The sequence below is a fragment of the Micromonospora echinofusca genome, assembly GCF_017614955.1.
Lineage (GTDB): Bacteria > Actinomycetota > Actinomycetes > Mycobacteriales > Micromonosporaceae > Micromonospora > Micromonospora echinofusca_A.
In genome coordinates, this window is record NZ_WVUH01000161.1 from 1 (window position 1) to 15,759 (window position 15,759).

At 74.6% G+C, this 15,759-nt stretch carries 5 protein-coding genes; 1 reads left to right on the forward strand and 4 read right to left on the reverse strand.

What is annotated here, in order from left to right; all coding sequences use genetic code 11:
- Positions 1-17 precede the first annotated feature (17 nt).
- Positions 18-1,577 carry a ricin-type beta-trefoil lectin domain protein gene (locus GSF22_RS18630; RefSeq protein ID WP_208814900.1) on the forward strand — a complete coding sequence of 520 codons (1,560 nt, stop codon included), beginning with the start codon at positions 18-20 and terminating at the stop codon, positions 1,575-1,577.
- 63 nt (positions 1,578-1,640) lie between these two features.
- On the opposite strand, the gene GSF22_RS35745 is transcribed toward GSF22_RS18630, so the two are convergent.
- From GSF22_RS35745 to GSF22_RS18650, 4 genes are all read right to left on the reverse strand, one after another.
- Positions 1,641-4,865 carry a non-ribosomal peptide synthetase gene (locus GSF22_RS35745; protein ID WP_208814901.1) on the reverse strand — a complete coding sequence of 1,075 codons (3,225 nt, stop codon included), beginning with the start codon at positions 4,863-4,865 and terminating at the stop codon, positions 1,641-1,643.
- Positions 4,862-10,510 (reverse strand): non-ribosomal peptide synthetase/MFS transporter, encoded by a 5,649-nt coding sequence (locus GSF22_RS18640; protein WP_208814902.1) that lies wholly within the window; start codon positions 10,508-10,510, stop codon positions 4,862-4,864. The genes GSF22_RS35745 and GSF22_RS18640 overlap by 4 nt, the downstream gene beginning before the upstream one ends.
- Entirely contained in the window at positions 10,507-13,767 is a 3,261-nt protein-coding gene (locus tag GSF22_RS18645; RefSeq protein ID WP_244367679.1) for a non-ribosomal peptide synthetase, read from the reverse strand. Before GSF22_RS18645 ends, GSF22_RS18640 begins: the two co-directional genes overlap by 4 nt.
- Positions 13,767-15,759 (reverse strand): SDR family oxidoreductase (locus GSF22_RS18650; protein ID WP_208814904.1); only part of this gene is annotated, 1,993 nt, incomplete at its 5' end. The genes GSF22_RS18650 and GSF22_RS18645, both read right to left, overlap by 1 nt.

Sequence of the window (15,759 nt, forward strand, 5' to 3'; positions counted from 1 at the left end):
ACCGAAGGAAGGACCCCATGATCCGCACGTTACGGTCACTCGCGGTCGGCGCGGTCACCGCCGCGCTGGCGGGCCTGACCGCCCCCGCCCTCGCCGCCGACACCACCCCGGCCGGACGGGACACCCCGGCCGGCGTCACCGCCGGGGACCTCACGCTCGCGCCGGGCATGCGCGAGGCGATGCGCCGCGACCTGCGACTCACCGACGCCCAGATCGCCGAACGGCTCCGCGTCGAGGCCGCCGCCCCGGTCGTCGACGCACGGCTGCGCACCGAACTCGGTACCCGGTACGCCGGAGCCTGGATCCCGGCCGACGGACGGCGCCTGACCGTCGCCGTCACCGACCCGTCCGCCGTCGCCACGGTCCGGGCCGGGGGCGCCGAGGCGGTCGTCGTCCGGCACAGCCGGCACACCCTCGACACCGCACGCAACGCCCTCGACGGACGCGCCGCCGGGGCCGACCCGGGCACCGTGCACGGGTGGTACGTCGACGTGCCGACCAACAGCGTCGTGGTGCTGGTCCCGCCGGGCTCGGCCACCAGGGCGCGGGCGTTCGTCGCCGGCAGCGGCGCCGACCCGCGCGTGGTCCGGTACGTCGACTCCCCCGACGCGCCCCGACCGGTGTACGACATCCGGGGCGGCGACCAGTTCGTCATCAACGGCAACACGTTGTGCTCCGTCGGCTTCGCCGTCGCGGGTGGCTTCGTCACCGCCGGCCACTGCGGTGGGACCGGCAGCCCCACCCTCGGCTACAACAACGTCTCCCAGGGCACCTTCGCCGGTTCCTCGTTCCCCGGCAACGACTACGCCTGGGTCCGGACCAACAGCAGTTGGACCCCGCAGCCCTGGGTCAACAACTACGCCGGCGGCAACGTGGGGGTGGCCGGATCGCAGGACGCGGTGATCGGCAGTTCGGTGTGCCGCTCCGGGCGCACCACCGGCTGGCGGTGCGGCACGATCCTCGGCCGCAACGAGACCATCACCTACGCCCAGGGCTCCGTGTCCGGCCTGAGCCGCAGCAACGCCTGCGCCGAGGGGGGCGACTCCGGGGGCGCGTGGCTCTCCGGCAACCAGGCCCAGGGCGTCACCTCCGGCGGTACGGGCAACTGCACCACCGGGGGCACCATGTGGTTCCAGCCGGTCAACGAGATCCTCGGCGTGTACGGGCTCTCCCTGACCACCACCGGCGGTGGCGGTACGACCCGGCTGATCAGCAACTGGAACAACAAGTGCATCGACGTGCCGAATTCGAACTTCTCCGACGGCGTGCCGTTGCAGACCTGGACCTGCAACGGCACCGGCGCCCAGGCCTGGACGTTCACCGGCGGCACGCTGCGTATCCAGAACAACAAGTGCATGGACGTCGCCTGGGGTTCCCGGGACAACGGCGCGGTCATCCAGATCGCCAACTGCAGCGGCAACCCGGCCCAGCAGTTCGTCCTCTCGGCCGCCGGTGACCTGGTCAACCCGCAGGCGAACAAGTGCGTCGACATCAAGGACTGGAACGGTAACGACGGTGCCCGCCTGCAACTGTGGGAGTGCGCGGGTACCGCCAACCAGAAGTGGCGTACCGGCTGACCCGGCCGCACCGCCCGCCGGTCGGCGGCCCGTCCCCGGGCCGGCGACCGGCGGCACGGCCGGTCAGGAACCCGCCTCCAGGGCGGCCAGCAGCGCCTCGGCGTCGGTGTCGGCCAGGCGCAGCGCCAGGATCTCCAGCGCGTGCCCGCCCACCGTGGTGACCTCGAAACAGCGGCGCAGCGGGAACTCCACCCCGTAACGTTCCCGCAGCCGGCCGACGAGCTGCACGGCCAGCAACGAGTGCCCGCCCAGTTCGAAGAAGTCGTCGGCGACACCGACCCGGTCCCGGCCGAGCAGCTGCGCCCAGAGGGCACACAACTCCTCCTCCAGCGGGGTGCCCGGCGGCTGGTACGCGGCGGCCACCTGGGTACGGTCGGTACCGGCCGGGGCCGGCAGCGCCGCCCGGTCGACCTTGCCGCTGGGCGACGTCGGGAAGTCCGTGGTCAGCACGAACGCCTGCGGCAGCAGGGTGACCGGCAGGTGCTGCCCGAGCAGCTCACGCAGGCGTGCCGGCGCGTCGGTGGGTTCGCCGGCCCAGTCGACGTAGGCGACCAGGCCCCGACCGCCGGGCGCGTCGTCGCGGATGGCGGCCACCGCCCGGCGTACCTGCGGGTGCCCGACCAGCACGCTCTCGATCTCACCGAGTTCGACCCGGACGCCGTGCACCTTGACCTGCGCGTCGGTGCGTCCCAGGTACTCCACGGCACCGTCGGCCCGCAGCCGGGCCAGGTCGCCGGTGCGGTACAGCCGGGCACCGGCCGGCCCGTGCGGGTCGGGCAGGAACACCCCGGCGGTCCGGCCGGGGCGGCCCAGGTAGCCGCGCGCGAGCTGCACCCCGCCGAGGTACAGCTCGCCGGGGAAGCCGACCGGCAGCGGTTCCAGCCACCGGTCGAGTACGTGCAGCCGGGTGTTGGCCTCCGGCCGGCCGATCGGCACCGGTCCGGGTACGGCCGGGTCGAACGGCCACGCGGAGACGTCGATCGCCGCCTCGGTCGGGCCGTACAGGTTGTGCGGCCCGGTGTCCGGCAGCCGCTGCCGGCAGCGTTCGGCCAGGCTCCGGGTCAGTTCCTCGCCGCTACAGACGATCCGGCGCAGCGACCGGCACGCCTCGATCCCGTCGGTCGACACGAACAGCTCCAGCATCGACGGGACGAAGTGGACGGTGGTGACCTCGCTGCGGACGATCTCGTCGCGCAGGTACCCCGGGTCGCGCTGGCCGTCGGGGGCGGCCAGGACCAGCCGGGCCCCGGTGACCAGCGGCCAGAACAGTTCCCACAGCGACACGTCGAAGCCGGCGGAGGTCTTGTGCAGCACCGCGTCGTCGGTGCCGAGGCGGAACCGCTGCTGCATCCAGGCCAGCCGGTTCACCAGCGACCGGTGGCTGGTGAGCACCCCCTTGGGGCGGCCGGTGGAACCGGAGGTGTAGAGCAGGTACGCGGCGTGCTCCGGGTGCAGGTCGGTCGGCGGCGGGGTGTCCGGCCCCGGCTGCCGGTCAGGTTCGTCGACCGGTACCACCGTCACCTGGTCGTGGGCGGCGAAGCGCTCGCGGAGGTCGTGCGTGGTGAGCACGACGGCGGCCCGGGAGTCGGCGAGCTGGAACGCCAGCCGGGCGGGCGGGTGGTCGGGATCGAGGGGGGCCAGCACCCCGCCGGCCTTGAGCACCGCGAGAAGCGCGACGACCAGGTCCGGGCGGCGTGGAACGCAGACGGCCACCGGGGTCTCCGGCCCCACCCCCCGCTCGCGTAGCCGGTGGGCGAGCCGGTTGGCCCGGGTGTGCAGCGCGGCGTAACCGAGGGTGTCCGGGCCGGCGACCACGGCGACCGCGTCGGGGGTACGCCGCGCCTGGGCGTCCAGCAGGTCGGTGAGCAGCGCCGGGGCCGGCAACGGTACGTCCGCACCGTGGCCGGCGGCGAGCACGGCCGCCCGCTGCGCGGCGGTGAGCAGCGGCAGCCGGGAGATCGGCCGGTCGGGGTCGTCGAGGGCGGCGGTGAGCAGGGTGGTGTACGTGTCGGCGAGCCGCTGCACCGTGGCGGTGTCGAACAGGTCGGTGGCGTACTCCAACCGGCCGTGCAGCCGCCCGTCCCGGACGTTGAGGTCCAGGGCCAGGTCGACCTTGACGGTGCCGTTGGCGATCTGCCCCCGGGTGTCCGAGGGCACCAGGTTGAACGCGACCTGGTAGAGCGGCGGCCGGCTGAGGTCCCGGGTGCGCTGGAGGTCCTCCACGATGCGTTCGAAGGGCAGTTCCTGGTGGTCGATCGACTCCAGCAGGGCGGCGCGGACCCGGTGCACGATGTCGGTGAAGCCCGGGTCGCCGCCCAGGTCGGTACGGATGACGACGGCGTTGACGAACATGCCGATCAGGGGTTGCAGTTCGGGCAGGGCCCGACCGGCCATCGGGCAGCCGACGACGATGTCCGGGTGCCCGGCCCACCGCGACAGCAGGGTCTTGAACGCGGCGAGCAGCGTCATGAACGGGGTGACCCCGCGCCGCTGCGACCACTGCTCGACCCGGGCGGTCAGGGCCGCCGACAGGGCGAACCGGTGCACCTCGCCCCGGTAGCTGCGCACCGGCGGGCGGGGCCGGTCGGTGGGCAGGCCCAGCTCGTCGGGCAGGTCCGCGAGGACCCGGCGCCAGTGCGCCAGTTCGGTGGCGACCCGCTCGTCGGTGAGGCGTCCGCGCTGCCAGACGGCGTAGTCGGCGAACTGGATCGGCAGGTCGACCAGGCGGGGCGGGCGTCCCTCGGCGAGCGCGGCGGCGCACTCCAGCAGTTCGGTGACGAACGGGTCCGAGGAGGCGCCGTCGAAGACGGTGTGGTCGCAGATCCAGATCAGCCGCAGGTCGTCGGCGGCGAGCCGGACCAGCCGGGCCCGCCACAGCGGGGCGCGGTCCAGGGCGAACGGTCGGGCGGCGTCGGCCCGGGCCAGCCGGTGGAAGGCCGGTTCCCGCTCGGCGGCGGGCAGGTCCCGCAGGTCGGTTGCGGTGACGTCCAGTGCGGCGTCGGGGTGGACGAGCTGCACGACGCCACCCCGGGCGGCGGCACCGTCGGTGCTGTCGGCACCGGCACCGGTGCCCGGCTCGGCGGTGTCCAGCCGGAACGTGGTCCGCAGCACCTCGTGCCGCCGGACCAGCAGGGTCAACGCCTCGCGGACCAGCGGCAGGTCGTAGTCGGGCGGCAGCGGGATCCACAGGTTGACGTTGTAGACCGCGAGGTCGGGCTCCAGGCGGGCAAGGAACCACATGCGTTCCTGCCCGGAGGCGGCCGGGAAGACATCGGGCTCGGCGGTCACGCGTGCTCCACTCCTCGATCGGGGGCAGGTGCGGGCCCGGCGGTCCGGGCCTGGACGGTCCGCGCGCCGACCAGGTCGTCGGGATCGGCGTCGGGGACCTCGTCGTCGAAGTGCCGCAGGGCGCGGGTCCGCAACGCGGCCAGGACCAGGGCGGTGAGCGCCACGCCGAGCAGGACGTACAGCAGGCCGAGTCCCCGGCCCGGGCCGGTGCCGATGACCGCGCCGACGGTGGGGGCGAGCGCGCCGTCATCGGTCATCAGCGGTTGGAGCAGCCGCTCCCCCAGCGGCGCCACGACCGCGAACCCGACCGGCAGCGTGGACCACGCCACCGCCTGGTTGAGGGCGATGACCCGGCCGTGGAACCGTTGCGGCAGTTTGACGTGCACGACCGTCAGATAGATGCCGTTGACCACCGAGAGGGTGCCCCACAGGCCGAAGGCGCCGAGCCCGACGACGAGTACCGACGGGTGCACCCCGGCGACCACGCCGAAGACGCCGAACAGCAGCGACACCAGCAGCATGCCCCGGACCCGCCGCCGGGCCGGGCCGCCCCAGAAGGCGACGACGAGTCCGCCGAGTGCGGCGCCCCCACCCCCGATGAACGACACGGTGCCCGCCGTCGACATGTCACCGAACGACAGCGACAGCGGCATCAGCGACATCAGCAGCGGCGCGAGCAGGATGTTGAGCAGCGCGAAGTACCCGATCAGCGCCCGGAAGGACCGGTTGCCGAAGGACAACCGGAAACCCTGGGCGATCTCGGTGGCCAGTGGTTCGCGCGGCGTGTACGCCATGGTGCGGGGGAACCGGGTGGCGAGCAGGATGCTGATCCCGACCACGAAGCCGACCAGGTCGAAGAGCAGGATGCCGCCGAGGCCGATGGTGGACAGCAGGGCCACCGCACCCAGCGGCGCCACGAACTGGGCGATGCCGTTGGCCAGCTGCACCAGCCCGTTGGCGTGGCCCAGGTACTGCTTGGGTACCAGCTGCGGGACGGCCGTGGTGTAGCCGAGCCGGTGCGCGGTCAACGCCACCGACAGCAGGGTCACCAGCGGGTAGGTGTGCCAGATCGCCAGGTTGTCGGTCCAGACCAGCAGCCCGAGGACGAGTTGCACGGTACCGGCCGCGCAGCTGCCCGCGATCATGACGCGGCGCCGGTCGGCGCGGTCGACGACGGCGCCGATCAGCGGGGCGACGAACACCCCGGGCACGATGGCGAGCATCATGAACACGGCGAACTGCGCGAGGGAGCCGGTGGTCAGGTAGACCCACAGCGGCAGGGCGAAGTCGGTGAGCGCGGTACCGGTGAACGACACCAGCTGGCTCACCGCGACGGTGAGGAACCGGCCCAGGCCCGGTCGTGGGCCGGCCTGGTCGGGTGTGGCGGCGTCCGGCCGGGTACCGGCCAGCGACACCGACTGGGTCCACCAGCCCGGCCGGTCCCCGCGCGGCGCGGAGTCCACGGTGTACGTGTCGATCCGGGTCGCGGTCGCGGTGGCCACGGTGTCCGGGGCGCCGGTCAGGATCTCGGCCAGTTCCTGCGCGCGGTACCGCAGGAAGTAGTGGCCGGCCTCGTCGAGCACGACCAGAGCGGTGGTGGCGGTGAGGAAGTGCCACTCGCGGAACCGCTCGGCGTGGAAGTCGGTGGCGACGTCCCGCTCGCCGACCACCGACACGATCGGCGCCCGCAGCGGCGTCGGGTCACTGGCGAGCAGCCGGGTGAAGTAGTCCTCGGCGAGGCGGGAGTCCCGCCGCAGGCTGGCGATCATGAACCTGACCTGCTGCGGTTCCAGGCCGGCGACGTCGCCGCCGGTGGCCCGCAGCCGGTTCTCGTAGGCCCGGTCGCCGCCGAGCCGGTCGAAGCGCACCAGCCGGGACAGCGGCCCGGCGATCCGGCCGGCCGGTCGGGCGAAGGGGAAGATGCCACCCACGCAGACGGCGGTCAGGTCCCGGCCGGCGGCCTCCAGGCAGCGGGCCGTCTCCACGGCCAGCGCCCCACCGATGCCGCAGTGGCCGTAGAGGACCAGCGGGCCGTCGAGGTGCGCGGCGATCTCGTCGGCGCAGCGCCGGGCGGTCACCTCGATCGGTTCGGTCACCTCGTCGGGCCGGGTCGGGTCGTGTCCGGGGATCGCCACCGCGTACAGCGCCCGGTCGGTGGGCAGGGCGTCGGCGAGCGGCTGGTACACCATCGGCTGGCCGCCGCCGTAGGGCACACAGACGTAGGTCACCGTCGGGGTGCCGGCCGACCGGGGGGTCAACCGGTGCAGCATCCGCAGGCCGGGGGTCTCGTCGGCCGGCCCGTCGGTCGACCGGTCGATCAGGGCGGCGAACTCCCGCACGGTGGGGTGGCGGAACAGGTCGGTCACCCCGAACACCGGTGCGGTGTCCGGGTCGCCCGGCAGGGCCCGGCGTAGCCGGGTGACCGTCTGGATCGCCGCGACGGAGTGCCCGCCGAGGTCGAAGAAGTTGTCGTCCAGGCCGACCGACGCCACCGCGAGGGTCTCCCGGAACACCGCCAGCACGGCCCGCTCGGTCGGGGTGACGGGTGCCGTGTCGTCGTCGCCGGCCACGGCGGGACCGGGCGCGGGGACCGCCTGCGGCGCGGGGAGGCGGTTGCGGTCCACCTTGCCGTTGCCGGTCAGCGGCAGCCGGGGCAGGGTCACGTAGTGGCTGGGCACCATGTACCCGGCGAGCCGTTCGGTGAGGTACCCGCGCAGTTCGGCGGGGGTGGGTGCGGCACCGTCGCGGGGTACCACGTACCCGACGAGGAGCTGTCCGCCGTCCTGCCGCAGCACGCTCACCACGCAATCGGCGACCCCGGGGCAGCGGGACAGGTGGGCTTCGATCTCACCCAGCTCGATCCGGTAGCCCCGGATCTTGACCTGGCTGTCCCGTCGGCCGAGGAACTCGATCACCCCGTCCGGCCGGTACCGGCCCAGGTCCCCGGTGCGGTAGAGCCGCTCCCCGGTGACCGGGTGGTGGACGAAGCTGGCCGCGGTGCGCTCCGGGTCCCGCCAGTAGCCCCGGGCCACGCCGACGCCGCCGATGTGCAGTTCGCCGGTGACCCCGACCGGTACGGGGTGGCCGTGCCGGTCCAGGATGTGGAAGCTCTGGTTCGCCAGCGGGGTGCCGTACGGGATGGACCGCCACTGCGGGTCGACCGCGTCGACCGGGTAGCAGATCGACCAGATGGCGGCCTCGGTGGCGCCGCCGAGGCTGATCACCTGGGCGTGCGGGGCGACGGCGCGGATCCGGTCGGGCAGGTCCAGCGGGATCCAGTCGCCGGAGAGCAGCACCAGGCGCAGCGAGGTCAGGTCGGCGCCGTCCTGCTCGGCGTGTTCGACGAGCAGTTCCATCAGGGCGGGTACCGAGTCCCAGACGGTGATCCGGTGGTCGCGGACCCAGCGGGCCCAGGCGGCCGGGTCCTTGGCCGCCGCCGGTTCCGGCATGACCAGGGTGCCGCCGGCGGCGAGCAGGCCGAAGACGTCGTACACGGACAGGTCGAAGCTGAGCGCGGAGACGGCCAGGACCCGGTCGGCGGGGCCGACCGCGAAACGCCGGTTGATGTCCCGGACCGTGTTGACGGCGGCCCGGTGGTCGATGACCACGCCCTTGGGGTCGCCGGTGGAGCCGGAGGTGAAGATGACGTACGCCAGGTCGTCCGGTCCCGCCGGGTCGGGCACGACGCCGTCCGGCGCGCTGGCAGCCGGTGCCGGCGCGGTGCCGTCCGGTGCCCCGTCGCCCGGGGCGGCCCCGTCGTCGGTGACCACCAGCGGGCGCACCTCGTCCGGCCAGTCCAGCGCGTCGACCAGCCAGGGCTGGGTGAGCGCCAGCCGGCAGCCGCCCCGCTCGACCAGGTGGTGCCGGCGGGCCGCCGGCAGGTCCGGGTCCACCGGCAGGTACGCCGCCCCGGCCAACTGGACGGCCAGGGTCGCCACGACCTGCTCGACGCCGCGTTCCATGACCACGGCGACCAGGTCACCGGTCCGGGCACCGGCGGCGGTGAGCGCGCCGGCCAGCCGGTGCACCCGCCGGTCGAGTTCGGCGTAGCTGACCGCGCCCCGGGCGTCCCGGACGGCCACCGCGTCCGGGGTACGGGCGGCCTGCGCGACGACCAGCCGGTGCAGGCAGGTCGGTGGGCCGAGGTCCTGCGCGGTGTCGTTGCGCCGGGCGGCCTCGGCCACCTCCGGTGCGGTCAGCAGGTCCAGCCGGGACACCGGGCGGTCCGGGTCGGCCGCCGCCGAGGTCAGCAGGGCGGCCAGGTGCCCGCCCAGCCAGCCGATCCGCTCGGCGGCGAACAGGTCGCTGTTGTAGACGAACAGGCAGTCCAGCCCGTCCGACGACGGGAACGCGTACAGCTCCAGGTCGTAGCGGGTGGCGTGCAGGTCGAACGGGAACCGGGTGGCGGTGAGCGACCCGTCGGCCGGCTGTTGCCCGGGCTCGGGTTGCAGGACGAAGACGGTCTGGAACACCGGCGACCGGCTCGGGTCGCGCACCGTCTCCAACTCCTGGACCACCTGTTCGAAGGGGAGGTCCTGGTGCGACCAGGCGTCCAGGGCGGTGTCCCGGACCCGGGTCAGCGCCTCGGCGAAGGTCGGGTCGTCGGCGAGGGCGGCCCGCATCGGCAGCATGTTGACGAACATGCCGACCAGGCGGGCCAGTTCCGGCAGTGCCCGGCCGGCGACCGGCGAGCCGACCGCGAAGTCCGGCTGCCCGGTGTGCCGCAGCAGCAGCACCTGGTACGCGGCCAGCACCGTCATGTACACCGTCGCGCCGGTCCGGTCGGCCAGCGGTTGCAGCGCGTCGAGCAGGCTGCGGTCCAGCCGGAAGTGGTGCGAGGCGCCGGTGAAGGTCTGCGCGGCACCACGGGGGTGGTCGACCGGCAGTTCCAGCGGGGTGATCCCGGCCAGTTGCCGCCGCCAGTACTCCCGGGCCGCCGCCAGGTCGCCGGTGGTTACCCGGTCACGTTGCCAGGCCGCGTAGTCGCCGTACCGGATCGGCAGGTCGGGCAGGTGCGGGCCGGTGTTGCGGGCGTACGCCGTGTAGTGGGCGAGCAGGTCGTCGGCGAGGACGTCGGTGGACCAGCCGTCGCTGACGGTGTGGTGGGTGGCGACCAGCAGCACGTGGTCCGCCGGGGCCAGGCGCAGCAGGGTGACCCGCAGCAGCGGGCCGGTACGCAGGTCGAACGGCCGGGCCGCGTCGGCGGCGACCCGGTCCCGGGCGGCGCGTTCCCGGTCCGCCGGGGTCGCGCCGGCCGCACCGAGGTCGTGCACGGTGATCTCCACCGGCCGCACCGGGTCGACCTCGACGCGCGGCACGCCGTCGTCGGTGGTCGGGAACCGGTAGCGCAGCACGTCGTGCCGGTCGACCACCGCGGTGACGGCCCGGCGCAGCAGGTCCACGTCGAGGTCACCGCGCAGCCGCAGGCAGAGCGGGACGGTGTACGCGCCGGTGCCGGGGGCGAACTGCTCCATGAACCAGAGCCGTTCCTGCGCGTACGACAGGGGTGGTGGCCCGGCGTCGACCGGGCGGCGTGGGATGCGCGGCGCGGCCGGGCCGGAGCGGCGCAGCCGCTGGCGCAGCAGTTCCCGTTTCTGCGCGGAGAGTTCCCCGGCGCCCGGGGAGACGTCCGGTGGGCTGCTCACGCCGACCGTCCCCGGTCGGCGAGCAGGTCGGCCGCCTCCTGGTCGGAGAGCCGGTCGAGGTCGGCGGTGATCAGTTCCTCGATCACCGTGGCGAGCCGGCCGACGGTCCGGTGGGTGAACAGGGCCCGCAGCGGGATGTCCAGTTCGGTGGTGGCGCCGAGTTCGGCGAGCGCGCGGATCGCGAGCAGCGAGGTGCCGCCGAGGGTGAAGAAGTCGTCGTCGGCGCCGATCCCGGCGCGGCCCAGCACCTCGCCGAAGACCTCGGCGACCAGCAGTTCGCTGTCGGTGCGCGGTGGCCGGGACGGCGTCGCCGCCGGCACCGGGACCGGGGCGGGCAGCGCGGCCCGGTCCAGTTTGCCGCTGGGCAGGACCGGGAAGGTGTCCGGCACCATGATCGCGGCGGGGATCATCGTCTCCGGCAGCCGGGTCCGCAGGTGGTCGCGGAGCACCGCCGTCGGGTCGCCGTCGCCGGCCCAGTCGACGTAGCCGACCAGTGCCCGGCCGGCGGGCTGGTCGTCGCGGACGGTCACCACGGCCCGGCGTACCTGCGGATGGTCGGCGAGGGCGGCTTCCACGTCGCCCGGTTCGATCCGTACCCCGCCGATCTTGACCTGGTCGTCGGTGCGGCCGACGAAGTCGAGCTGCCCGTCGGCGCGGCGGCGCACCAGGTCACCGGTGCGGTACATCCGCCCGCCCGGTGTCGCGCCGTACGGGTCGGGCAGGAACCGGGTCGCGGTCGACGCGGGATCGGCGTGGTAGTCGCGGGCCACCCCGGCACCGGCCAGGTACAGCTCGCCGACGCCACCCACCGGGGTCGGCTGCTGCCACTCGTCGAGCACGTAGGCGGCGGTGTTGGCCACCGGCACACCGATCGACACCGGTTCGCCGGGCCGGACCCGGCTGCGGGTCGACCAGATGGTGGTCTCGGTCGGGCCGTAGAAGTTCCACAGCTCACCGACCCGGTCGAGCAGGCGGGCGGCGAGCCCGGGTGGGAGCGCCTCACCGCCGCTGATCACCCGGGGCAGTCCGGGCGGGAGCTGCGGCAGCAGCGCCGCCAGCACCGACGGGGGTGCCTGCACGGTGGTCACCCGGTGGTCGTCGACCAGGGCCCGGACCTGGTCGACGGCGTGCACCGAACTGGCTGCGGTGACGACCACCGCGCCGCCGGTGAGCAGCGGCGCGAACACCTCCAGCGCGGCGATGTCGAACGACACGGAGGTGAGGAACAACCACCGGTCCGCCGGCCCGCAGCCCAGGGTGCGGGTCACGTCGGCGACCAGGTTGACCACGCCCCGGTGCGGTACCCGGACCCCCTTCGGGCGTCCGGTGGAACCGGAGGTGTAGATCAGGTACGCCAGGTCGTCCGGGTCACCCGCGACCGGTGGCGGCGCCCCGGCCGGTACCGGCGGTTCGCTGTCGAGGTCGACGGTGGTCACCTCCGGCCACGGTGCCTCCCCCCGGGTGACCAGCACCGGCGCCCCGGCGTCGGCGACGATCTCCCGCAGCCGGCGGGTCGGGTACCTCGGATCGAGGGGTACGTAGGGGCAGCCGGCGCGCAGCACCGCGAGCAGCGCCACGACCAGGTCCACGTCGCGGGGCAGCAGCACCGCCACCGGGGTGTGCGGACGCAGGCCCCGCTCCCGCAGCCGCCACGCCAGGCCGTTGGCCCGGGCGTCCAGCTCCCGGTAGCTGAGCTGCCGGTCGGCGTCGAGCACCGCGACCGCGTCGGGGGTCCGGGCGGCCTGCGCGGCGACCAGCTCGGACAGCGTGCCCGGCGGGACGGGTGCGGCGGTGTCGTTGACCGCCCACAGCACCCGGTGCCGTTCGGCGTCGTCGAGCAGCGCCAGCCGGGACACCGGCCGGTCCGGGTCGGTGACCGCCGAGGCGAGCAGGGTCGCCAGGTGACCGCCCAGCCGGTCGGCCAGCTCCGGGTCGAACACCTCGCTGACACTGAACTGGAGTTCCAGGTCGTCCGGGTACCGGTTGACGTCCAGTTCCACGTCGACCTTGACGTGCCGCCGGTCCGGCGCCCACGGCGTCGACGTCACCTCGGGCAGTGCCAGCAGCCCGGTCCGGGCCGGCTGGAGGTTGAACATGGCCTGGAACAGCGGGGTACGACTGGTGTCCCGGTCGGCACCCAGGTGCGCGATGAGCTGTTCCAGGGCGACGCCCTGTTCGGCGTACGCCCGCAGCGCGTCGGCGCGGACCCGGGCCAGCAGTTGCCGGAAACTCGGGTCGCCGGTCAGGTCGGCGCGCAGCAGCAGCGTGTCGGTGAGGCAGCCGACCAGGGGCCGCAGTTCGGGCCGGTCCCGTCCGGCCATCGGCGAGCCGACCAGGAAGTCCCGCTGTCCGGCGTGCCGGGCCAGCAGCACCTGGTACGCGGCGAGCAGCGCCATGAAGACGGTGGCCTTCTCCGCCGTCGCCAACGCGGTGATCCGGGCGGACAGGTCCGGGCCGAGCCGCCGCGCCGCCGACCGGCCCGTCGCGGTCCGCACCGCCGGACGGGGACCGTCGGTGGGCAGCACCAGGGGCGGGGCGGCACCGACCCGTTCCCGCAGCCGGTCGATCAGGGCGGTCTGCGCCGGCCCGTCCGCGCCGGCCCGCTGCCAGGCCGCGTAGTCGGCGTACTGGACCGGCAGGTCGGGCAGGTCGGGGACCGTCCCGGCGCGCAGGGCCAGGTAGGCGCGGGACAACTCGTCGGCGACCACCGCCAACGACCAGCCGTCCCCGGCGACGTGGTGCAGCACCAGGCAGCACACGTGGTCGTCGTCGGCGAGCCGCAGCAGCGCGACCCGCAGCAGCGGCGCCCGGTCCAGGTCGAAGGGGGCGTCGACCAGTTCGTTGACCAGTTCCCGGGCCCGCGACTCGCGGTCCGCTGCGGTCGCGCCGTCCACCGTCACCACCGGCAGCGGCACGGGCCGGGCCGGTGCGGGCACCTGCACGGGCCGGCCGTCACGGATCGGCAGGCCGGTACGCAGCATCTCGTGCCGGGCGACCACCAGGTCCACCGCCCGGTGCAGCACTCCGACGTCGACCGGGCCGCGCAGCCGCTCCACCAGGTGCAGGTGGTACGCGGTGTCGGCCGGGTCGAACCGGTGCAGGAACCACAGCCGCTCCTGCGCGTACGACAGCGGGGCGTCCACCCCGTTCCGGCGCGGGATCGGGGCCGCCGCCGTACCCGGCCCGGCGAGCAGCCGCGCCTCCAGGGCGGCACGCTGCTGCGGGGTGAGCCGGGCCAGCCGGGCGGGTACGTCCATCACCGGCCGCCCCCGGGGACGCCGTCGGCGCGGCGCGGCTGGCGGGCGATGGTGGTGGCCCCCTCGTCGGGTGCGGCGGGACCGGCGTGCTGCCGTTCCTGCTCGATGAGGCGGACCACGCCGGCCACGGTCGGTTCCTCGAACAGGCTGCGCATCGGCAGCTTCACCTGGACCTGCTTGCGGACCAGCGCGATGAGCTGGACCGCGACCAGCGAGTTGCCGCCCAGGTCGAAGAAGTCGTCCTCGACGCCGATCTCGTCCCCGCCGAGCACCTCACCGAACAGCCGCGCGACGGTCGCCTCCAGGTCGGTGCGGGGCGCCACGTAGCTGTCCGACCGGGGCCGGGCCGGGCCGCCCGGGCGGGCCGCCGCCGCGTCCGGCGACAGATCCTCGACCGCGTCCCGGGTCACCCCGCCCACCTCGGCCAGGAAGGCCGGCAGCGCGACCGCGGTGACCACCACCTGCGCGCCGAGCGGGGTGGCCAGCAGCCGGCACAGCGCCTCGGCGCCGTCGGCGGGGCGGATCCCCCGTCGGTCGGTGGCCACCGGCCCGGCCGCCGCCTCCGGTTCGGCGGTGACCGCCGGGGCGGTAACGGCGGCCGGGTCGGTCGCCGGGCGGGCGGTCACCGTGGCGTGCACCGCGTCGGGGTTGATCCGGCGCAGGACGTAGTCGCTGATGCTGACGATCTCCCGACCGTCGTCGTCGATCAGGGACACGTCGGCGACGATGACCTCCGCCCCGGCGGAGTCGCGGAACCGCAGGTGGCTCCAGAGCCGGCGGGGCATCCGGTCGCGGACCACCACCCGGCCGTAGCTCAGCGGCAGGTAGTGCCCCTCCAACCGGAACCGGGCGAACGAGGTCGCCTCGTCGAGGATGCCGGGGTGCAGCACCCAGTGGTGCAGGTCGGCGGCGACCACGTCGTTCGCCTCCAGCAGCGCCAGCGCCTCCTGGTCACCGGTGTACCAGGTGCGCAGGTTCTGCCAGTGCGGCCCGTAGGTGAGCAGACTGGACAGCGCCACCCCGCCCTGGCCGCCGGCCTGGGTGCAGCGGCCCCGGATCGCGTCGAGGTCGACGACCGGCGTCGGCTCCGGACCGGTCCAGCCGGCACCGCCGCGCGCGTGGGTCGCGGTGGTGCCGGCGGCGATGCTGCGGACCTGGAACTCGGCGCCGTCCGGTTCGGGTTCGAAGACCACCCGCAGTTCGGCGGAGGTGCCGTCGGGTACCGGCATCGGTTCGACGAAGACCACGTCCCGCAACTCGATCACCTGGCCGTCGCCCCGCCCGGGCAGGGCCGCCTCGGCGGCGGCGCGGGCGATCTCCATGTACCCGGTGCCGGGCATCAGCGGTACCGGGGACATCCGGTGCTCGTCGAGTACCCAGTGGGTGGCGGCGGAGACCGTTCCGCCGCACCAGGGCAGCGCCCCGGTACCGGGGTCGTGCCGGGTCACCACGACCGGGTGCCCCACCGGGGTCACGGTCTCCGCTGCGGCCGGGGCGGTCGGCTCGCCGGCCTCCCGGCCACGCAGCGCCGCCGGGGCGGCCACCTCGGCGGCCATGCCCACGTCGAGCCAGCCACCCCAGTTGACCGAGACGACCCGGGAGCGCCAGCCGTGCGCGCTGCGGGCGTGCGCGTCGAGGAACGCGTTGGCGCCGCAGTAGTCGACCTGACCGAAGCCGCCGGCCACAGCGGTGATCGACGAGCAGAGCAGTACCGCGTCGAGGTCCAGGTCCCCGAACGCCTCCCGCAGCGCGAGGGTGCCGAGCAGTTTCGGGGCCAGGACCCGTTCGGCGTCGGCGCGTTCCTTGACCTCGGCGACCCCACCGCCGGGTACCCCGGCGGCGTGCACGATGCCGTGGATCGCGCCGAACATGGTCAGCGTCTCGCGGCGTACCCGCCGCAGGTCGTCGGCGTCGGTCACGTCGGCGGCCAGGACCAGGGCCTCACCGCCGGCCTCCTCGATCCGGCGGACGGCGGCGATGGCCCGCCCGACC

Bases quoted from the DNA above. Each gene is read 5' to 3' on its own strand.
- GSF22_RS18630 (WP_208814900.1), top strand. From the start codon at position 18: ATGATCCGCACGTTACGGTCACTCGCGGTCGGCGCGGTCACCGCCGCG.
- GSF22_RS18645 (WP_244367679.1), bottom strand. From the start codon at position 13,767: ATGGACGTACCCGCCCGGCTGGCCCGGCTCACCCCGCAGCAGCGTGCC.